Here is an 18,088-nt window from a genome sequence, read left to right on the forward strand (position 1 = left end):
CACCCCGATGCTGGTGTCACGCCGGTGGAGATGATGATCCGCCGGTCACGGGGGCAAGACAGCCCGGTCCCCGGGGAGACTGCGTATAAACGTGAAGACCATCGCGCAGGGAATGCCGGATGTCGGCTGGACCTGTGGTGACTGCCGCCTGCTTTTTGTTGCAGGCGGGCCATGGGTTGCGGCCAGCACCCGGCATTCCCTGCGCCCTCGTGATTTCAGAGGGTCGATCGAGATGCACAGCCCGGGCGTGATTGCGCCGCGGAGGATGCGGCTGCGTGCCCGCTGGATGCCGTCCCTCACCGTCCGGACCGCGATCGCCGACCATTATCGCTCGCCCCTCCACGGCCTAAAGGTTTTGGTTAATTTTGTCCTGCTACGTCTCGTGCATTCTTCTCTGACAGTGGATTCGGGACCCCATGGCTTTCTTCTCCGGCAAGTCGGCTGATCGCACGCATAACCTCCTGATGACGGAGCTGTTCGAACGCCATCGCGACGCCATCCTGGTGATGTCCGACGGCAAGATCATCGCCTGCAACGAGACCGCGGTTCGCTTCGGCGGCTTCCGCAGCAAGCAGGACTTGCTGTCGCGTTCGCCGGCGACCATGGCGCCGGAGTTTCAGCCCAGTGGCAAGCGCTCCGCCGACGTGGTGAAGGAGATGGATGCCAAGGCCAGGCGCGAGGGCCACGCGACGTTCGAGTGGACCACCAAGCGCGCCGACGGCAGCCCGGCCCTGGTGCAGATCACGCTGGTGCCGACCCAGGTCGAGGGCCAGACCTACGTCATGAGCTTCCGCCGCGATCTTTCCGACCTCGTCGCCGCACGCGAGGAGAAGAAGCGCGCGCTGGACCAGATCGCCAAGGATTTCGAGACCAGCGTCGGCGCCATCGCCAATGCGATCTCTGGCGCCTCGCGCGAAGTCGAGACGACGGCCGCGTCGCTGACGACCACGGCGGACCAGGCCGCGCAGCGCGTGGCGCTGGTCGCGTCGGCGTCGAACTCCGCCTCCTCCAACGTGCAGTCGGTGGCCGGCGCCACCGAGGAGCTGTCGACCTCGGTCAGCGAGATCAACCGCCAGGTCGCGACCTCCTCGACCATCGCAGCCGAGGCGGTCGAGGCGTCCTCGCGCACCAACGACCTCGTCAACAGCCTCGCGGACGCGGCCGCCAAGATCGGCGCGGTCACCGACATGATCAATGCGATCGCGAGCCAGACCAACCTGCTGGCGCTGAACGCGACCATCGAGGCGGCGCGCGCCGGCGATGCGGGCCGCGGCTTCGCCGTCGTGGCCTCGGAGGTGAAGAGCCTGTCGAGCCAGACCGCAAAGGCGACCGACGAGATATCAGCCCACATCAGCGCGATGCAGCGCGCCACCAGCGACACGGTGGCCGCGATCCAGGGCATCGGCGGCACCATCGGCCAGATCAGCGAGATCGCCAAGACCATTGCGACCGCGGTCGACCAGCAGGGCCACGCGACGCAGGAGATCGCCCGCTCGGTCAGCCAGGCCGCCAGCGGCACCCGCGAGGTCGCCACCAACATCGGCTCGGTCAGCCAGACCGTGGAATCAGCTGGCGGCGCCGCGCGGCAGATGCTGGGCGCGGCCGGCCAACTCGCCAAGCACGCGGACGAGCTGCGCGGCAAGGTGAAGGACTTTTTGAGCGCCGTGCAGGCGGCGTAGTTTCGATCGCGGCTCGACGTGTCCGCGATCAGAACGACTCCGCGACGATGTCGCGGAGCGGCTGTTTGAAGACGTGGATAGGAAGGAAAGCGCTCGGGCTTCGCACTCGGAACGCGCGGGGTGAGATGACGAGGAGCGTCCTCACCCTTCGCTGTCGTCCCGGGCAAGCCAGAGCGTCGCGGAGGCGCCGACCCGGGACCCATACTCCGCGGCGGCTATGGTGAGACGAGATCGGAACTACGCGGGTGCCGCCACACCGCATCCTGTGGCTATGGATCCCCGCGTTCGCGGGGATGACAGCTGAGGTTGGGGCGCCGGCCGTGGTCTACCATCGGCAGGGATTGGCAAGGACTTACGTCGACGACACCGCCGGCTTGCGGCCGTAGATCGCATCCGCGCGCTTCTCGAACGCCGCCGACATGCGCGCGAAGATGGTGTCGAACATCGAGCCCATCAGCATCGCCAGCATGCGGCTCTTGAACTCGTAGGCGATGAAGAACGTCACCTCGCAGGCACCCTGCTCGCGCGGCTCAAAGCTCCAGCGGTTCTCCAGGCTGGAGAACGGCCCGCTGACATATTCGACCAGGATCTTGCGCCCGGCGCGGTCGAGCGTGACGCGGCTGGTGAAGGTCTCCTTCACCAGCTTGAACGACACCGTCATGTCGGCGACGACGACCTCGGTGCCATCGGGCTTCTGGCTACGCTGGCGCACCACCAGCTTCTCGCACAGCGGCACGAATTCGGGATAGCGCTCGACATCGGCGACGAGGTCGAACATCTGCTCGGCCGTATGCGCGACGCGGCGCTTGTTGGAAAATCTCGGCATCTGGTCTCGATCAGCGCGCGATGGCGGCGCGCGCGGCCTTGAGCTTGGCGAAGTCCTCGCCGGCATGGTGCGAGGAGCGCGTGAGCGGGCTCGCCGACACCATCAGGAAGCCCTTGGTATAGGCGACGGTCTCGTAGCCGGAGAATTCCTCCGGCGTGACGAAGCGCATCACGGCGTGGTGCTTCCTGGTCGGCTGCAGATACTGGCCGATGGTGAGGAAATCGACCTCCGCCGAGCGCAGGTCGTCCATCACCTGCAGCACCTCGTGGCGCTCCTCGCCCAGGCCGACCATGATGCCGGACTTGGTGAAGATGGTCGGATCGATCTCCTTGACCCGCTGCAGCAGCCGGATCGAGTGAAAGTAGCGCGCGCCGGGACGGACCGAGAGGTAGCGCGACGGCACGGTCTCGAGATTGTGGTTGAAGACGTCGGGCTTGGCGGCGACGACCTGCTCAAGCGCGCCGTCCTTGCGCAGGAAGTCGGGCGTCAGCACCTCGATCGTGGTGGTCGGACATTTCGCGCGGATGGCACGGATGGTCGCGGCGATATGGCCGGCTCCGCCGTCGGCGAGATCGTCGCGGTCGACCGAGGTGACGACGACGTGGGCCAGGCCGAGCTTGAAGGTCGCCTCCGCGACATGTTCGGGCTCACCGGCGTCGAGCGCGGCGGGAAGGCCGGTCTTGACGTTGCAGAAGGCGCAGGCCCGCGTGCAGGTGTCGCCCATGATCATGAAGGTGGCGTGCTTCTTGTCCCAGCACTCGCCGATGTTGGGGCAGCCGGCCTCCTCGCAGACGGTGACGAGGCCGTTCTCGCGCACGATGTTGCGGGTGTCGGCATAGCCGCGGGTGGTCGGCGCCTTGACGCGGATCCAGGCAGGCTTGGCCGGCGAGATCGAGTCCGGCCGGTTCGCCTTTTCGGGGTGGCGGGGGCGCAGCGGCGTGTTCGCGTTGATGTCGACGATGGTGACCATGGGATTCGCACAAACCTCTGTTGCGCCCTAGCTATTCCGTGCCGCGGCGCGCCGCAACCGGCTGGCCGACGATACCAGGGCATGGCAGATATGGGCAGCGCGGAACAGCGCTCATCACGGCGGATTTCCTCAAGAATGGCGCAAAAACCGGCAAAAGCCCCCGGGGTTTCACGGCCCCGGCGGCATGGCGCGGCCAAACGGCTGACGCGGGCGTTCTTCGCCCGCGAGGTGCTCGCGGTGGCGCCGGAGCTGATCGGGGCGACCTTTCTGGTCGACGGCGTCGGCGGAACCATCGTCGAGGTCGAGGCCTATCATCACACCGACCCGGCGGCGCATTCGTTCCGCGGCCCGACGCCGCGCAACCAGGTGATGTTTGGTCCGCCCGGCTTCGCCTATGTCTACCGCTCCTACGGCATTCACTGGTGCGTGAATTTCGTCTGCGAGGCGGAGGGCTCGGCGAGCGCGGTCCTGATCCGCGCGATCGAGCCGACGTTCGGGATCGACGAGATGCGGCAGCGGCGCGGGCTGGAGGATGTCAGGACACTGTGCTCGGGGCCGGGCAAGCTGACCGAGGCGATGGGGATCACGATCGCGCATAATGGCCTGGCGCTGGATGCTCTACCGATCGAGCTGTTCGCACGAGCGGGTGATGTCGACGTCGTCACCGGCGTGCGCATCGGCATCACCAAGGCCGTCGAGCTGCCCTGGCGGTTCGGACTGAAGGGCTCGCGGTTTTTGAGCAAGCCGTTCGCGCGCTAAGCCCATGGCAGTCATTCCGGGATGGTCCGAAGCACCAGACCCGGAATCTCGAGATTCCGGGTTCGATGCTTCGCATCGCCCCGGAATGACGAAGGAGAGAGGACTACGTCACGCGCCCTGAAGCCGCGACAACGCGTCTTGGAGCTTGGCCTTGCGGGCCAGTGCCGCCTCGCGCTTCTCCTTCTCCTCCTCGACGAGTTCCTCGGGCGCGTTAGCGACGAACTTCTCGTTGCCGAGCTTCTTGTCGACGCGCTCGATGTCGGCCTCGGCCTTGGCGATCTCCTTGCCCAGGCGGGTGCGCTCGGCGGCGAGATCGACCACGCCCTTGAGCGGCAGCGCCGCGACCTCGCCGCGCACGACGAGCTGGGCGGAGCCTTCGGGCGCCGTATCGGCGAAGGAGATGTCGGAGAGACGCGCAAGGCGCTTGATCACCTCGCTCCAGCGCGGCGCGCGCTCCCTCGTCTCGGCGGAGGCAGCGACGAGCGCGAGCGTCATCAGAGTCGCCGGCGGGATGTTCATCTCGGCGCGGACCGAGCGGATGGACGTGACGAGATCGACCACCCAGCCGATCTCGGCCTCGGCCGCCTCGTCCTTGAAGCTGGCGGCGTCGAACGAGACCAGCAGCGGCGGCACCAGGGGATCGCCGAAGCTGGCGGCCGACAGCGCGGCGATCTCGGCGACCGTCGGCCTGTCGGTGCGGTGTGGCCAGGGTGACAGGGTCAGCAGACTGTCGCGCTTGGCGGTCGACTCCCAAAGAGCCTCGGTGATGAAGGGCATGAAGGGATGCAGGAGCTTGAGGATCTCGTCGCGCGCCCAGGCGACCATGGCGCGGGTCTCGGCTTTGGCCGGGCCGTTCTCGCCGAGCAACGTCGGCTTGGAGAGCTCGACATACCAGTCGCAATAGACGTCCCAGACGAAGCGGTAGATCGCGTTGGCCGCGTCGTTGAAGCGATACGCCTCCAGCGCCTCGGTGACCTCGCGCGTCGCGGCGGCGGCCTCGTGGGCGATCCAGCGGTTCAGCGTCTCCTTCGCAGCGGCCGGATCGAAGCCGTCCGGCACGGTGCAGCCGTTCATCTCGGCGAAGCGGCTCGCGTTCCAGAGCTTGTTGGCGAACTTGCGGTAGCCGTCGACGCGCTGGGTCGACAGCTTGATGTCGCGGCCCTGCGCCGCCATCGCGGCCAGCGTGAAGCGCAGCGCATCGGCGCCGTGCTCGTCGATCAGCGCGAGCGGATCGATGACGTTGCCTTTCGACTTCGACATCTTGGCGCCCTTCTCGTCGCGGACGAGCGCATGGATGTAGACGGTCGAGAACGGCACCTCCTTCATGAAATGGATGCCCATCATCATCATGCGGGCGACCCAGAAGAAGATGATGTCGAAGCCAGTGACCAGCACGTTGGTCGGGTAGTAGCGCTTCACCTCCGGCGTGGCGTCGGGCCAGCCGAGCGTCGAGAACGGCCACAGCGCCGAGGAGAACCAGGTGTCGAGCACGTCCTCGTCACGTGTGATGAAGCCGTCGCGCTTGTTGCGGTCGAGCGCCATCTCGCGGCCCTGCTCCGCCGTGATGACCTCCTGCTCGACGTAGTAGCCGAGTGCGTTGGACACCGCCTCTTCCTCGGTCTCGGCGACGAACACCTTGCCGTCGGGCCCGTACCAGGCCGGGATCTGGTGGCCCCACCACAGCTGGCGCGAGATGCACCACGGCTGGATGTTCTCCATCCAGTCGAAATAGGTCTTCTCCCAGTTGCGTGGCACGAACGTCGTCGCGCCCGACCTGACGGCTGCGATCGCCGGCTGCGCCAGGGTCTTTGCGTCGACGTACCACTGGTCCGTGAGGTACGGCTCGATGACGACACCGGAGCGGTCGCCATGCGGCACCATGTGCGTGTTCGGCTCGACGCGCTCGAGGAAGCCGAAGGACTCCAGCCGCTCCAGGATCTTCTTGCGCGCAGCAAAACGCTCGATGCCGTGGAACTCCCTGGCAAACTCCTCGGAGCCCTCAGGCAAGCCGCGCAGATAGTCCTCGTTGTCGACCAGCGCGATGCAGCCTTCGCGATCGAGAATGCTGATCTGCGGCAGGCCGTGGCGGCGGCCGACCTCGAAGTCGTTGAAGTCGTGCGCCGGCGTGATCTTGACCGCGCCGGTGCCCTTCTCAGGATCGGAATAGGTATCGGCGACGATCGGGATCTCACGCCCGACCAGCGGCAGGATCACGCGCTTGCCGACGAGATGCTGATAGCGTTCGTCGTCCGGATGCACCGCGACCGCGCTGTCGCCGAGCATGGTCTCGGGACGCGTGGTGGCGACCACGATGAAGCTCGTGGGATCCTCGGGGCTGAACGTCGTGCCCTCGATCGGATAGCGCAGGTACCAGAGATTGCCCTTGACCTCGATCTGCTGCACCTCGAGGTCGGAGATCGCGGTCAGGAGCTTCGGGTCCCAGTTGACCAGCCGTTTGTCCTTGTAGATCAGGCCGGCGCGGTGCAGCTCGACGAACACCTTCACGACGGCCTTGGACAGGCCCTCGTCCATGGTGAAGCGCTCGCGGCCCCAGTCGCAGGAGGCGCCTAGGCGCTTGAGCTGGTTGATGATGGTGCCGCCGCTCTCGTCCTTCCACTGCCAGACGCGCGCGAGGAACTTTTCGCGGCCCATCTCGCGGCGGCCGGGCTGCTGGCGCTCCATCAGCTGACGCTCGACCACCATCTGGGTCGCGATGCCCGCATGGTCGGTGCCCGGCTGCCACAGCACGTCGCGGCCGCGCATGCGCTCGAAACGGCACAGGATGTCCTGCAGCGTGTTGTTGAGCGCGTGCCCCATGTGCAGCGAGCCGGTCACGTTCGGCGGCGGGATCACGATGGTGAAGGGATCCGCATTGCGCCGATCGGGGCGACCGGCGGAGAACGCGCGGGCATCCTCCCAGACCAGGGACATGCGACCTTCGAGATCGGTGGGCTGATAATTCTTATCGATCATGGCATTTCCAGCGGCGCGGGGCCGGCTGTCCAATTCGGGATGTCGCGGAACTCGTCCGGGCCTTTTGTGACACGACCTGAAAAAGCTCGCGCAAGCTGTTGGTGCTTGGGCTGTTTTCGGACTGATGTCCGACCGCGGACCGCGCTCCCGGAAGAGCCCTCTCGATCCGTCCGGCAGGGATCAGCTTGACAGGGCTAGAAAGCCGCCGCGGCGCGCCAAGTCAACAGCAGCGGCGAACATTGACGGATAGCGTCTACCGCCTGCCGCGGCTCACTCCAGAACGGAACGGGAGATCGTGCCGTCTTGGCGTCAGCGGCCGCGCGAGACGCGCTCGATCTCCGCCTTGACGATGCGCTCCACCAGGGCCGGAAGATTGTCATCCAGCCACGATTTCAGCATCGGACGCAGCATCTCCTTGACGAGGTCCTCAAGCGTCCGGGCGTTGTTGCTCAGCACCGTATTGGCCAGCGCGTTGAACGCCGATTCGACGGCGTTCACCGTCGATGGGGCCAGGATCGGCTGCTTCGGCGTGACTTGCTCGAACGCGGACTCGAAGCTGGCAGCCTTCTGATTGAGCCGCCCGGCCTCGATGAACTCGATATCGTCCCGCGGATCCACCTTTCGGAAGGATGCCGCGGCGGGGGCTGGCGCTGGAGCGGGAGTCGGTGGGGCCACTGCCATGTCGTCCGTCAACTCGAGTACTTCAGGTTCGGGATCGGGCTCGGGTGCTACCGGCCGAACCTCTGCGACCGGAGTCGTTTCATCCAAACCCGCCAGCAATGCGTCAATGTCGTCCTGGTTGTTGCTCGCGGCGGCCGCAGGCGCTGGCGGCGGCGGTGCGGGCTTGGCGGGAGCCGCAGCGGCGATCTTCGAAGGTGGGATGTCGTTCATCGCCGACTTCGCTGCCGGGGCCGCCGGCTTCTCGGCCTTGACCGGCTCCGGCGCTGCGGCCTTGTCTGCCGCCGGCGGCTTACCCTCGTCGTCGGCAATGATACGCCGGATCGACGCCAGAATCTCCTCCATGGAGGGTTCTTGGACCTTCGCAGGCTGCGTCATTTCCGACTCCAAATCAGCAACGCTGCCGTACGAACCGGCTCAGCGCAAAAGTCCCGGGCGCCGGCCCCAAGTGGCTTGGACTTCTCAACGGACATGCCAACTTGTCTCCGGACAAGGCCTGATCGATGCAAAACAACAGAACGATACTGCCCATGTCGGAGTCTATTCTTGGAAGAACTTCCGACGCAGTCCGAATCGTTCGGCGGCCATTTTGAGGCTATGTCATGGCAACAAATGAATGCAAGCAACGCTGGCCGCGAACCCGGTGGAGCACGGAGGTCGCCCGTCAAGCGTCGCCCATTCGTCACAACCACAGCATGTGCCACAAAAAAATCCCCCGGCCAAGGACCGAGGGATTAGGGTCGATATTAAGAATGTACTAACGACCATCCGGCGTCCGTACACCTGCCCAGTTATCCCGGACCTGCTGGTAGTGCACGCTGGGATCGTAGGTGGTGGTCGGCAGGTTCAGCACCTGCGGTGACAGCCGCCCCACGGTCTGAAGCACCGTATAGGATGCCACCACGCGGTCATGCTGGGCGTTCACCAGCGAATTCCGCGCGTTGACCAGCGCCTGCTGAGCGTTGAGCACGTCGAGGGTGGTGCGCTGCCCGGCCTTGGCCTCTTCGCGGACACCATTGAGGGCGATCTCGGAGGCTGAGACCTGGGCCTGTGCCGACTGCACCTGTGCCTTGCCCGCAAGCAGCTTGCCCCAGGCAGATACTACGTCGGAGCGAGCCTGATCGCGCGTCTGCTCAAGGGTAAGACGCCGTTGAGCCAGCGTCTCCTTCGACTGCCGGATCAATGCATATTCGCCGCCACCCTGAAAGATCGGCACGTTCAGCGTTGCCGTCGCACCGGCATTGAACGTCTTATAGGCCTGAACCGACGTTTCGTACGATTCGGACGCCGAGGCCTGAAGCGTGACGGTCGGCAGCAAAGCACCTTCGTTGATTTTCAGCAGCAGGAATTGAACGTCGATGCCGTACATCGCGGACGTCACGCTCGGGCTTTGGGTCAAAGCCGTCTCGATCGCTTGCTGAAGCGTCGGTGGCAAGTACCGATCAACAGGCGAGCCCGGCATGAGATTGACGGGCTCGCTGCCGATGATGCGTCGGAAATTCGACCGTGTCGCAGTCAGATTCGCTTCGGCCGTGAGCTGCTGCGTGCGGCCTGCCGCCAGCTGCGCCTCGGACTGCGCAACGTCCGTGCGGGTGACTTCGCCGACATTGAAGCGGTCGCGCGTCTGTTTGAGCGTCTGCTCCAGCACCCGTGTATTGCTGCGCTGAACCTCGACGATCGCCGCATCGCGCAGGTAGTCCATGTAGATGGTGGCCGCCGACAACAGCACGTTCTGCTCCAGAACGCGCAGACCTTCCCGCTCACCAGAGACACTTGCTTCAGCCTTCCGGACACCATTGGCCGTCTGCTGACCGTTGTAGAGAGTCTGGTTCACCGTCAAACCGACACTGCGCGGCCGCTGCAGGCCGTTGGCAGCGGGGGCACCGGGAGCAGCCTGCAGATCCGTGTACGACACCCCGCCCGTCGCCGACAGATTTACTTTCGGCCGATACCCCGAGAGCGCCTGGGGGACACCTTCGTCGGTCGCGCGAACAAAGGCGCGCTGGGCATTGAGCTGAGGATTGTTCTGATAGGCGCGCACCAGCGCAGCCTCGATCGTGTCGGCCAGCGCTGGCGCCGGGCCCGCACAAGCCATCACGAGGACCGCAGCCGCCGCTGCAGTGACGAGCTTCACCCCAAACATCCCTGTTCCATTCATTTGTTACCGGCTCGAACGCCAGAGCCGGGCCGTAACCTGTTGAAGAGACTCCCGCGCACCTCGCACCTTATTCCCCATGCATGCGCAACGGAACTACCCAAGCCTGGAACCTGTGCCGAAAACTGTCAACGTGCAGCATCCGGGCCACACTTCTGATTTAAAACAGAATTTCGCCCGCCAGAGGGCGCGAAAACGACGCAGCAAACCCTGCTCGCCACGGGATGGCCCGCCAGTTCAGAGAAGCCGCGAAGAACTTCGTTGGGCGATTTAAAACACGAATTCCGGGAGCTGTTCGAGACCGGGAATGACCGGTGCCGCGGCATCGAACAGGACCCTGCTGCCGATATCACCATGCGATCGCGTAAAGATCATGGCGCGGGCGGGACGTACGGTGGCGAAGACACCGACCAGGCGGCCGCCCTCCTTCAATTGACGGCAAAGACCGTCGACAGGGACCTCGGTGGCCCCATTGAGGAGAATCACGTCGAAGCGGCCGTCCGCCGGATCACCCTGCGCGGCCGGCGCGACCCGAATCGTGACCGGGCAGCCATCGACGGCGGCAAGCAGCTGCTTGGCGCGCCCTTCGACCGCAGAATCGACCTCGGTCGCCGTCACGCTGCCCGCGAGTCGGGCGGTCAGCGCGGCGAGATAGCCCGTCGCACATCCAACCACCAGCACGTTGTCGGTCGGCTTGATCTCGGCAGCCTGCAGCAGTTTTCCGGTCAGCATCGGCTTGATCAGATACCGCTTGGCGGAAGCGGATTCGGAGACGTCGAGATCCAAGTCGAGATAGGCCAGCGCCTGCCGATCTGCGGGAACGTAGGCTTCCCGCGGCACGGTCAACAACGCATCCAGCACGCGGTGATCGGTGACGTCGCTGGTCCGAACCTGACCATCGACCATTTTCTGGCGCGCCGTCGCGAATGAAGACATGAGCAGACCTGCAAGCAAAGTGGATGGACCGCAGACGATCTGCGCAATCTTTTGGTACAAGGTCCCCGAAAAGGCAACATGCGGGTTTGAACGGATCCGCTGGGAAGCCGCGTCTGCGAGGGCGGTCGCCGGCTACTCGATCACCACGGCGAGTCGTCCGAGCAACTGCACGATCTCGTCAATATGTTCGGAATCACCGCGCGTCACCATGTCGGCCAGCCGCGTGAGGCATTCGTCGTCGCTGAGACGCTCGACCTGGTCGGGAATCAACGAGGGCGCGGAGACTGCTTCAGCGAATGGGATGACGGTGTTTGGCATCTACGACACTCCATGACCGCGGGCACTGGCCGGTTCCAGCAAACTATCGGGGCCGGTTTGCTCCCCTCCAAGTGAATTTCCTGTCATCGAACTGTGGGCGACCGCTGCCCAGCAAGCGTTCAAAATCAATCTAACCATCTGAAACTTCGGTATTTTATTCCTGAACCCGCAATCGTCGCAAAGATGCGATTTCGTTCTATGCAAGGCGAAACGGCTTTGTTATACGCAGCCGCATTCGCGAACATTGCTTCGCCTGTTCCTCGGTAGCTCAGCGGTAGAGCATTCGACTGTTAATCGAATGGTCGCTGGTTCGAATCCAGCCCGGGGAGCCATTCTGGCCAAGCCGAATGGTTCTTTATCCTCACATTCCCTCTTTCTTGTGACGCTGGGCACCCGCCGATTCGCGGCGAACGCGCGCCTCCTGACCGTCATCTGGCTGGGCGGCGTGGCTGTCCGCCTTGACGGCGCATGGGGCGTCGGGCAAGCGGGACGGATCTCTTGCAAGTGGCGACCAGCGATGCCGATTTCCGATCATCTGAGAGCCGTCCGCAGCAAGATCGGCCATGATCTGTTGGCGACCACGGCAGTTTCCATCTCCGTGTTCGACGACCAAGGACGCATTCTACTCGGACGCGACGCGGAGACGGGCCTCTGGACGTTGCCTGGCGGCGCCATCGATCCGAATGAGCACCCAGCCGACGCGGCCACCCGCGAATGCTTCGAGGAGACCGGACTGGTGGTCCGGCCAAAACGTCTGCTCGGGGTGTTCGGCGGCCCGGAGTTCCTCATCCGCTATCCCAACGGTGATCTGACCTACTATACGGTCATCGCGTTCGAGGCCGTCATCGAAGGCGGCGCGCTTGCGCCCGACGGCGAGGAGATGGCGAGCCTGCGATTTGTCGATCGCGCGGAATGGGAACAGCTCGCGGTGTCGCCATCGAGCCGAATCATCTCGCGGCAGGCGCTCCAGCACGACCCCGTCCCCTACTTCGCTGCCGCGAGCTGGCGGCCCGAGAGCTGATCCGGACACAAGACGTTGGATCCTGTCGCCGCAAGCCTCATGCTGATGGCCGGTCTGCTTCACGCGACTTGGCATGCCATCGTCAAGACCGGCAGCAGCCTCTCTCTCCTGGCTGGCATGGGGCTGGTGAGCAGCATCCTGATCCTGCCCTTCATGTTTCTCGTTCCCGTTCCGGCCCCCTCGACTTGGCCGCTCATCGTCGCTTCGCTCGTCTTGCACGCAGGCTACAAGGCGAGCCTCGCAACGGCCTACCGCTCGGCCGAGCTTGGACGCTCCTACCCGATCGCGCGCGGCGCCGTTCCGCTGTTCGCAACGCTGTTTGCCTCGCTGGGTCTACAGCAACCGCCACGGAGCGGGCAGTTGATCGGGATTGCCGTCATCGTCCTCGGCATCACCGGCCTGGCGCGCGACCGCATCCACGGTCCCGTCGATCGCCGTGCGTTCTGGGCTGCGATTTGCGCCGCCGCACTGGTCGCGGGCTATTCGGTCGTCGATGCGGCAGGCACCCGGCAGATCGAAGGCTGGGCTTCGTTCACGGTCTGGATGATCGTGCTCGACAGTGTCGCGTTCTTCCTCGTCGCGATGATGCTGCGAGGGCCTGCGCTGGTGTGGGAGATCCGCGACGCCTGGATTCCGGTGCTGATCGCAGGAACCCTGGGGCTGGCGTCATTCGTGGTATTCCTTTGGGCCTTGAGCCGCAATCCGATCGCCAATGTGGTGGCCTTCCGCGAATGCAGCGTCTTGTTTGCGACGCTGATCGGCGTGCTGTTCTTGAAGGAGCATGCGACGCCGCGGCGGCTCTGCTGCGCCGCACTGATCGCAGCCGGGCTGGTCGCCATCGCCTTGCTCAAGCCGGGCTGAGCTTCTCCAAACTGCCGAAGCGATTGGTCCGGAAAGCATGGTTCCATCTTCGTCGCTTCAACATACGCCGGCCCGCGGCCGGGAAGTTCCGTAAAACTCCTCGTTGCAGAATCGTAACAACTAATTCAGTGTTAACCACTTTGTCATTTTCGAGCTTCAACCCATTGTCCTTGTAGCGTGAGAGTCCTTCAGTCCCGCTGATACTGAGGTGGCCCATGCCTACTGTCCTCATTATTGACGATGACTATGCTACGCGCGCTGCGCTGGAAGCATCATTGAAGAAGAAGCGGTTCTGCGTGTTTCTCGCGCCGGACGGTCCGACCGGCATTCGATTGATCGGCAGCGTGTCCTTCGATGCCGTCGTGATCGACATGTTCATGCCGGGTATGGATGGGATCGCAACCATTCGTGAGCTCATCAAGATCGATCCCACGGTGCCGTTCATCGCGATCTCCGGCTACGCATTCACCGACAAGAAACAGGGCGCTCCGGACTTCCTCGGTATGGCAATCAAGCTCGGAGCGACGGCTGCGTTGCAGAAGCCGTTCGACATCCGCGATCTGCTCGAAGCGGTCGATCGTTCGATCGAGGTGCGTCAACGACTTCTGACCGAGGCGCGGCACGTGGCTCCTCGCTCACATCTGTCAGGAAGGCCTCATGATGAACATCCTGGTCGTTGATGACGAAGTCGGTGTTTGCTGTGTCATCCAGCACCTTCTGGTTCGCGAGGGCTACGCGGTCACTGCCGTCACCGACGGTCGGCTGGCGATGGATGCGGTGACCCGCGGTGACTTCGCCGCGGCTCTGATCGATCTCAACTTGGCCGACATGGACGGCAACGACGTGATCCGGGCTGCACGCGCGGCTCGGCCCACGATGCCGATCGTGATGATGTCGGGCATGGTGCTGGAATCAGGACGCGGCACGGCTGATTTGCTCGGCCCCTCCGCCAGAGTGGTCGGCCTTCATCGTTTGGCGAAGCCGTTCAAGCCGAAAGACCTGTCGCAGCTGATGCGTGACATTCTGGCGCAGGACACCGAACCTCTCGCCGTCGCGGTCTGACCGCCAGCGATTCGGTCGCACGCGTCGAGCCGGGAGCCGATCGCCTCATCGACCTTTGCCGGAGAAGCAGCCTGCGACTCGCGGCAGGCGCGTCGATCTCTTGCTCACGGTCGGCTACAGACCGGCTCGTCGTCGCTGTACGACATCACTTGGCGCTCAGGGAGACGGGTCAAGGGAAGATGAGAAGTCTCGAGGGGTGTGAGCCTGTTCACACCGGAACAGCGCGGACCGCGGTACCTTTTGGAACAACGGGCACCGGTAACGATTAGGTCCTTTGCGCCCGATCGTTAGAATTTGAGCGATCCGCTCAATTTGAACAAAGTGGAATTTTGCCATCGTGGCTCGCAGTTTGCGCGAGGGCAAGATGAGCGAAGCCGAATACGAGTTGTTGATGGACGTTGTGAGAACGGCTATTGCGCCCGAGACCGAGACCGATTCCATGGCCCGCTTGTTTTCGATCCTGCATTTCCCCACGGCAGCCAACGACAACCAGGGCGCCTGGCCGCTGATCCCGTTTCCAGACGGCTGGTTCGCGGCCTGCTGACGCGCGATCTTCTGTCGCCATGCAGGCCAGGCGATCGGCACGTCTTGGCCGGAACACTGCTGCGGTCTTCGTTCCCTAGAATGGCGACGGCCGAGGCCGCCGCCATTCAGATCACCGGCGCTACCTCCTGACTGCGAACACCCAGACGACGCCGCCTTGCGGGACGTTGTCTTCGAGACCGATGTTGCCTTTCGAGAGCGCATCCTGGATGCGCTGCGCGTCGACGCCCCAGCCGGACTGCACGGCGATGTACTGGGTGCCATCGACCTCATAGGCGACCGGCATGCCCATGATGCCCGAATTCGTCTTCTGCTCCCACAGCAGTTCGCCGGTGTTGGCATGGAAAGCCCGGAACATCCGGTCATTGGTGCCGCCGACCAGGACGAGATCGCCCGCCGTCGCGGTCACCGACCCGAACAGCTGGGATTTCGGGAAATTGTGCGACCAGACCTTCTTGCCTGTCGCTGGATCCCAGGCCTGCAGCTCCCCGAAATGGTCGGCACCGGGCCGCACCGTGAGCCCGATGTCCTCGGCCTTGGTGCCGAGCCAGAGCTGGCCGGGAACGAGCGACAGCTTTTCCCCGGTGAAGCCGCCGCAGAAATTCTCGTTCGCCGGCACGTAGACGAAGCGCGTCTTCTGGCTGTAGGCCGCGGACGGCCAGTCCTTGCCGCCCCACAACGAGGGACAGAAGTCCACCCGCTTGCCGAGCGTCGGCTTGTGCGCGGGATCGACGATCGGCCGTCCCGTCTCGGGCTCGATCCCCTTCCAGACATCGGTGTGGACGAAGTTCCAGCCGTTGACGTAGTTGATGCGCTCCGGCGTGCGCTCGAGCACCCAGAAGATGGCGTCGCGTCCGGGATGGATCAGGCTCTTGAAGCTGCGGCCGTCGCGCTGCAGGTCGACAAGCATCGGTGCATCGACCTCATCCCAGTCCCACGAGTCGTTCTGGTGATACTGGAAATGCGTCTTGACCTTTCCGGTCGCAGGATCCAGCGCGATCACCGAGCTGGTGTAGAGATTGTCGCCGGGGTGCAAGCCCCCCGGCCAGGGCGCGGCGTTGCCGACGCCCCAATACACCGTCTGGGTGTCCTTGTCGTAGGTGCCTGTCATCCAGGCGGACCCGCCGCCGTTCTTCCAGTCGTCGCCGCTCCAGGTGTCATGCCCGGCCTCGCCTTCGGCTGGAATCGTGAAGGTGCGCCAGAGCTCCTTGCCGTCCTCTGCGTCATAAGCGGCAACATAACCGCGGACGCCGAACTCGCCGCCGGAGCCACCGACCATCACCTTGCCGTCGACGATCAGCGGCATCAGCGTGAGATATTGTCCCTTCTTGTAGTCCTGGACCTTCTTGTCCCAAAGCACCTTGCCGGTCTTGGCGTCGAGCGCGACCAGATGATCGTCCGTCGTGGCGAGGTAGAGCTTGTCCTGCCAGAGGCCGACGCCGCGATTGGTCGGATGCAGCTGGAACAGATCCTCGGGGAGCTCGCGCTTGTAGCGCCAGTACTGGTCGCCCGTCTTGGCGTTCAGCGCGATCACCTGTCCCATCGGCGTCGTGATGAACATGACGCCGTTGTTGACCAGAGGCGGCGCCTCGTGCCCTTCGACGACGCCGGTGGCAAAGGTCCAGACCGGCACCATGTCCTTGACGTTCGTGGTGTTGATCTGGTCGAGCGGACTATAGCCTTGGCCATCATAGGTCCGACGATAGAGCATCCAGTTGCCTGGCTCGGGATTTTCGAGCCGTGCGGGCGTGACGGGACTGTAGTTGTCGATGGGGCCGGCCACGGCTGCAGGTGCGGCGAGACAGGTGAACGCCACGGTGCTCGATAGCAGCCATTGCTTGATCGCGGTGGACGTGATGGACATGGACAAACCTCCCCTCCTTCGTTTTTCGATTCACTTGTTGTCGTGACGGGTGTCGAGACGATGCGAGTTCCGATCGGCACACGGGATCTCATCAGCCCTGTTGGCCACCTACCTTTCCAATGAAGGGCGCAGCGATCATGAGCGCGCCGTCCTTGATCACGAGGGGAAGCGCGGCAAGCCGCCGCGGCGCGGGGCCGAACACGACCTGCGCCCCGCGCCTCGGGTCGTACTCGGAATTGTGGCACATGCATTTGAAGACATCGTCGTTGCCCTCGGTCGCCTTGATCCAGGCCGTGACCGGGCATCCCGCATGCGAGCAGATAGCCGAGTAGGCGACGATGCCCTCGGCCGTGCGCTGACGCGTGTCTTCGTCGAGTTCGGTTGGATCGAGCCTGACGAGCAGCACCTCGTTCAATCGCGATCCGTCACGCACGATCGCATTCGCTGGATCCTTCGGCCACCCATGAACCGGTGGCTCGCCGATCTTCAAGTCGTCAGGCGTGATCGTCTGCCCTTCGCGCTCCCCTTCCGAGAACACGATCAGGTCGCCTTTTTGCGGCCGCTTCTCCTTGCGCGGATCGTCGTCATCGGCCGCTGCGCTGGTGACTGTTGCGCATGCGGCAAGCGTGCCGAAAACCACCGAGCGGCGCGTCGGGTGATCATCCATGACAGATCTTTGCGTGTGAAGTCGTGTGTGAGTCGTGGGAGTGCTGCTCTACAGCCCGGCGTCCCGCAACACAGCCCAACATAGAACAATTAGAACAACACAACCTGAAAAAATCAAGGCGCGCTGCGCGATTTCGCCACGATGTTTTCGACTATCGTCGCTGCTGCGCGTCATTGCCGGTGAAGCGGTTCGGCGAAAGGTCCTCGCGATCGAGACCGACGGTGTCGCCAGCGCCGTCTGGAATTGCGACAAAGCGAGATGTGGAGCAGGGTCGCGATGAGCGCGGCGCGACAACACCCCTATGCGCTGCCGTGGCCCGATGCCGACCAGCTCGAAACGCGGCTCGGGGCATCGAACTTCCACTTGGCTAACGGTCCGGATCGATGGAGTCGGCTTCGCGACGAGAGTGGTTGCCTAAGCGCGAGATTGCCTATATTGCTCCGCCCACAGGGGCCACGTGGCGGAGTGGTTACGCAGCGGTCTGCAAAACCGTTTACACCAGTTCAATTCTGGTCGTGGCCTCCACTCAATCAAAATCAAGCGGTTGGACTACCCATTGGGGCCGCGAACCGGCCCTAGATGGGCAGATCGTCGATGCCGCCGGGATAGCTGACCTGCGCGCGCGGCCAGGTCAGAATTGCCCTCCGTTCACCGGCCGAGACACCGCCCCGATCCGAGCCGGACCTGCCGGACAGCCGGGGCGCGTAATCCCGGAACTGCACCACATTGGACTTTTCTGCTTCCTGCATGGCTCTCATCCTCGTTCCATGCTGCAA

18 protein-coding genes and 2 tRNA genes are annotated in these 18,088 nt (G+C 64.1%); 10 read left to right on the top strand and 10 right to left on the bottom strand.

Annotated features, from left to right (window positions below; genetic code table 11):
- The first annotated feature begins 91 nt into the window (after positions 1-91).
- Positions 92-445 carry a hypothetical protein gene (locus tag QW868_RS00350; RefSeq protein ID WP_315810999.1) on the top strand — a complete coding sequence of 118 codons (354 nt, stop codon included), beginning with the start codon at positions 92-94 and terminating at the stop codon, positions 443-445.
- Positions 417-1,679, top strand: a complete 1,263-nt coding sequence (locus QW868_RS00355; RefSeq protein ID WP_315738023.1) for a methyl-accepting chemotaxis protein — start codon at positions 417-419, stop codon at positions 1,677-1,679. The genes QW868_RS00350 and QW868_RS00355 overlap by 29 nt, the downstream gene beginning before the upstream one ends.
- A 352-nt stretch (positions 1,680-2,031) precedes the next feature.
- Here QW868_RS00355 and QW868_RS00360 read toward each other — a convergent pair whose 3' ends face one another.
- Both QW868_RS00360 and lipA read right to left on the bottom strand, forming a co-directional pair.
- Positions 2,032-2,505: a type II toxin-antitoxin system RatA family toxin gene (locus QW868_RS00360; RefSeq protein WP_315757514.1), complete on the bottom strand. Its 474-nt coding sequence runs from the start codon at positions 2,503-2,505 to the stop codon at positions 2,032-2,034.
- A 10-nt stretch (positions 2,506-2,515) separates the two neighbouring features.
- Positions 2,516-3,475 (bottom strand): lipoyl synthase, encoded by a 960-nt coding sequence (gene lipA / locus QW868_RS00365; RefSeq protein WP_316229663.1) that lies wholly within the window; start codon positions 3,473-3,475, stop codon positions 2,516-2,518.
- Between the two features lie 135 nt (positions 3,476-3,610).
- On the opposite strand from lipA, the gene QW868_RS00370 reads away from it, so the two are divergent.
- Positions 3,611-4,234 (top strand): DNA-3-methyladenine glycosylase, encoded by a 624-nt coding sequence (locus QW868_RS00370; RefSeq protein ID WP_316229664.1) that lies wholly within the window; start codon positions 3,611-3,613, stop codon positions 4,232-4,234.
- A gap of 108 nt (positions 4,235-4,342) precedes the next feature.
- Here the strand turns inward: QW868_RS00370 and QW868_RS00375 are convergent, their stop codons facing one another.
- From QW868_RS00375 to QW868_RS00395, 5 genes are all read right to left on the bottom strand, one after another.
- A complete protein-coding gene (locus tag QW868_RS00375) occupies positions 4,343-7,207 on the bottom strand; it encodes a valine--tRNA ligase (RefSeq protein WP_316229665.1) in 2,865 nt (954 codons plus the stop codon).
- 309 nt (positions 7,208-7,516) lie between these two features.
- Positions 7,517-8,263, bottom strand: coding sequence for a DUF2497 domain-containing protein (locus tag QW868_RS00380; RefSeq protein ID WP_315797440.1), 747 nt, complete (start codon positions 8,261-8,263; stop codon positions 7,517-7,519).
- 379 nt (positions 8,264-8,642) lie between these two features.
- Positions 8,643-10,028, bottom strand: coding sequence for a TolC family outer membrane protein (locus QW868_RS00385; RefSeq protein WP_315797441.1), 1,386 nt, complete (start codon positions 10,026-10,028; stop codon positions 8,643-8,645).
- Positions 10,029-10,310: 282 nt separating this feature from the next.
- Positions 10,311-10,976, bottom strand: a complete 666-nt coding sequence (locus tag QW868_RS00390; RefSeq protein WP_315738030.1) for a protein-L-isoaspartate O-methyltransferase — start codon at positions 10,974-10,976, stop codon at positions 10,311-10,313.
- A gap of 132 nt (positions 10,977-11,108) precedes the next feature.
- The gene (locus QW868_RS00395; RefSeq protein ID WP_315774806.1) at positions 11,109-11,294 is read right to left on the bottom strand and encodes a hypothetical protein; all 186 of its coding nucleotides are present in this window, start codon (positions 11,292-11,294) and stop codon (positions 11,109-11,111) included.
- Between the two features lie 257 nt (positions 11,295-11,551).
- Here QW868_RS00395 and QW868_RS00400 point away from each other — a divergent pair.
- The 6 genes from QW868_RS00400 (at position 11,552) to QW868_RS00425 (ending at position 14,782) form a co-directional block, all read left to right on the top strand.
- Positions 11,552-11,626: transfer RNA gene (locus QW868_RS00400), tRNA-Asn, on the top strand.
- Complete coding sequence (locus tag QW868_RS00405; RefSeq protein ID WP_315738032.1) at positions 11,593-12,315, top strand: NUDIX domain-containing protein; 723 nt, start codon at positions 11,593-11,595, stop codon at positions 12,313-12,315. The genes QW868_RS00400 and QW868_RS00405 overlap by 34 nt, the downstream gene beginning before the upstream one ends.
- A 15-nt stretch (positions 12,316-12,330) precedes the next feature.
- On the top strand, positions 12,331-13,176 hold the full coding sequence (locus QW868_RS00410; RefSeq protein WP_315797442.1) for an EamA family transporter: 846 nt from the start codon (positions 12,331-12,333) through the stop codon (positions 13,174-13,176).
- 275 nt (positions 13,177-13,451) lie between these two features.
- Positions 13,452-13,856, top strand: coding sequence for a response regulator (locus QW868_RS00415; RefSeq protein WP_316229666.1), 405 nt, complete (start codon positions 13,452-13,454; stop codon positions 13,854-13,856).
- Positions 13,834-14,238, top strand: a complete 405-nt coding sequence (locus QW868_RS00420) for a response regulator (protein WP_315797444.1) — start codon at positions 13,834-13,836, stop codon at positions 14,236-14,238. Before QW868_RS00415 ends, QW868_RS00420 begins: the two co-directional genes overlap by 23 nt.
- A 364-nt stretch (positions 14,239-14,602) precedes the next feature.
- Entirely contained in the window at positions 14,603-14,782 is a 180-nt protein-coding gene (locus QW868_RS00425) for a hypothetical protein (RefSeq protein ID WP_315711867.1), read from the top strand.
- Positions 14,783-14,902: 120 nt separating this feature from the next.
- Here QW868_RS00425 and QW868_RS00430 read toward each other — a convergent pair whose 3' ends face one another.
- Both QW868_RS00430 and QW868_RS00435 read right to left on the bottom strand, forming a co-directional pair.
- Positions 14,903-16,645 (bottom strand): methanol/ethanol family PQQ-dependent dehydrogenase, encoded by a 1,743-nt coding sequence (locus QW868_RS00430; RefSeq protein WP_316229667.1) that lies wholly within the window; start codon positions 16,643-16,645, stop codon positions 14,903-14,905.
- Between the two features lie 91 nt (positions 16,646-16,736).
- Positions 16,737-17,312, bottom strand: coding sequence for a ubiquinol-cytochrome c reductase iron-sulfur subunit (locus QW868_RS00435; RefSeq protein WP_316229668.1), 576 nt, complete (start codon positions 17,310-17,312; stop codon positions 16,737-16,739).
- Positions 17,313-17,763: 451 nt separating this feature from the next.
- On the opposite strand from QW868_RS00435, the gene QW868_RS00440 reads away from it, so the two are divergent.
- Positions 17,764-17,837, top strand: a tRNA-Cys gene (locus QW868_RS00440).
- 50 nt (positions 17,838-17,887) lie between these two features.
- On the opposite strand, the gene QW868_RS00445 is transcribed toward QW868_RS00440, so the two are convergent.
- Positions 17,888-18,061 (bottom strand): hypothetical protein, encoded by a 174-nt coding sequence (locus tag QW868_RS00445; protein ID WP_316229669.1) that lies wholly within the window; start codon positions 18,059-18,061, stop codon positions 17,888-17,890.
- Positions 18,062-18,088 lie beyond the last annotated feature (27 nt).

Source organism: Bradyrhizobium sp. SZCCHNR1051 (genome assembly GCF_032489615.1).
GTDB lineage: Bacteria > Pseudomonadota > Alphaproteobacteria > Rhizobiales > Xanthobacteraceae > Bradyrhizobium.

Excerpts from the sequence above, each read along its gene's own strand:
- QW868_RS00355 (WP_315738023.1), top strand. The coding sequence starts at position 417 with ATGGCTTTCTTCTCCGGCAAGTCGGCTGATCGCACGCATAACCTCCTG.
- QW868_RS00360 (WP_315757514.1), bottom strand. The coding sequence starts at position 2,505 with ATGCCGAGATTTTCCAACAAGCGCCGCGTCGCGCATACGGCCGAGCAG.
- lipA (WP_316229663.1), bottom strand. The coding sequence starts at position 3,475 with ATGGTCACCATCGTCGACATCAACGCGAACACGCCGCTGCGCCCCCGC.
- QW868_RS00370 (WP_316229664.1), top strand. The coding sequence starts at position 3,611 with ATGGCGCAAAAACCGGCAAAAGCCCCCGGGGTTTCACGGCCCCGGCGG.
- QW868_RS00375 (WP_316229665.1), bottom strand. The coding sequence starts at position 7,207 with ATGATCGATAAGAATTATCAGCCCACCGATCTCGAAGGTCGCATGTCC.
- QW868_RS00380 (WP_315797440.1), bottom strand. The coding sequence starts at position 8,263 with ATGACGCAGCCTGCGAAGGTCCAAGAACCCTCCATGGAGGAGATTCTG.
- QW868_RS00385 (WP_315797441.1), bottom strand. The coding sequence starts at position 10,028 with ATGTTTGGGGTGAAGCTCGTCACTGCAGCGGCGGCTGCGGTCCTCGTG.
- QW868_RS00390 (WP_315738030.1), bottom strand. The coding sequence starts at position 10,976 with ATGTCTTCATTCGCGACGGCGCGCCAGAAAATGGTCGATGGTCAGGTT.
- QW868_RS00395 (WP_315774806.1), bottom strand. The coding sequence starts at position 11,294 with ATGCCAAACACCGTCATCCCATTCGCTGAAGCAGTCTCCGCGCCCTCG.
- QW868_RS00405 (WP_315738032.1), top strand. The coding sequence starts at position 11,593 with ATGGTCGCTGGTTCGAATCCAGCCCGGGGAGCCATTCTGGCCAAGCCG.
- QW868_RS00420 (WP_315797444.1), top strand. The coding sequence starts at position 13,834 with ATGATGAACATCCTGGTCGTTGATGACGAAGTCGGTGTTTGCTGTGTC.
- QW868_RS00425 (WP_315711867.1), top strand. The coding sequence starts at position 14,603 with ATGAGCGAAGCCGAATACGAGTTGTTGATGGACGTTGTGAGAACGGCT.
- QW868_RS00430 (WP_316229667.1), bottom strand. The coding sequence starts at position 16,645 with ATGTCCATCACGTCCACCGCGATCAAGCAATGGCTGCTATCGAGCACC.
- QW868_RS00435 (WP_316229668.1), bottom strand. The coding sequence starts at position 17,312 with ATGGATGATCACCCGACGCGCCGCTCGGTGGTTTTCGGCACGCTTGCC.
- QW868_RS00445 (WP_316229669.1), bottom strand. The coding sequence starts at position 18,061 with ATGCAGGAAGCAGAAAAGTCCAATGTGGTGCAGTTCCGGGATTACGCG.